The following is a 1,041-nucleotide window of genomic DNA, read 5'->3' as shown; positions in this document are numbered from 1 at the left end:
CGCCATAACGCTGCCCGCGCATCCCTTCCTTCTGATCTACAATGTCAAAGAACTCAAAGGCCGAAGCCTTAAACCGCTCAGTCCGCGTCGCTCACTCATGAGCGCCGCACCCCGTCGGTGGAGGCGGGTTATAGGCCCCACTCCCAAAACTGTCAAACACCTTTTTGCAAAAAAATGACAGAAATGCCGTTACGCAAAATTTTTGCGCGAAACCATATATAGGTTTCACTTTTATGACCTGCAAGGGGCCCAAAATCCGAAAATCGGGGCCGCATCGGATTGCTCTGCGCGATAATGCCGATAAGATGTTCGCGCAGCTTTATGGCCGCCAGAGAATCACTTGCGCAAAATGCGGCAATAAAACCGGATCAATGCCCATGACCGACGACAAAACACTCAATTCCGGCCGCACTGATTCGGAAATGACCGCATCGTATCCCGGTCCGTCATCGCCGATTGAAGTGATCGACATGCATACGGGCGGCGAGCCACTTCGCATTGTCACATCGGGCTACCCCGAGATTCCCGGCCAGGACATTCTGGCCAAGCGCCGATACGCACGGGACCATTTGGACCACCTCAGGCGCTTTTTGATGTTTGAGCCACGCGGCCATTACGACATGTATGGGGCTGTTCTTGTCGAACCCAGCCTGCCCGATGCCGACCTTGCTGTTCTGTTCATCCATAATGAAGGCTATTCGACCATGTGCGGCCATGCGATCATCGCCCTTGGGCGTTATGCGATTGATTATGGCCTGGTCAAAGCGATTGAGCCGATCACAATGGTCAATATCGAATGCCCCTGTGGTCTGGTCCGGGCCGAGGTCGAGATCAGCAATGGCCAGACCGGCAAGGTACGGTTTTCATCGGTCCCGTCCTTTATGTTTGCCGGTGACGTATCCTTGCGCCTTTCAGACGGACGCGCATTCACAACCGACATCGGATATGGCGGGGGGGTTTTTGTCGTCCTTTATGCCAGCCCAATTGATATTTTGGTTCGCCCCGGAAAAGTTCGCCGCCCCCCCCCACCTTCCCCAGAGA

General features: G+C 54.6%; 1 protein-coding gene. It reads left to right on the top strand.

The window, feature by feature from the left end; all coding sequences use genetic code 11:
• Positions 1–377: 377 nt before the first annotated feature.
• The coding region (locus HED22_RS19530; protein WP_175581333.1) for a proline racemase family protein at positions 378–1,041 on the top strand (664 nt) is incomplete at its 3' end.

The organism is Thalassospira sp. HF15 (genome assembly GCF_011806525.1).
GTDB lineage: Bacteria > Pseudomonadota > Alphaproteobacteria > Rhodospirillales > Thalassospiraceae > Thalassospira.
The sequence above is the reverse complement of the archived record's forward strand: the minus strand, read 5'-3'. Positions and strand labels throughout refer to the sequence as shown.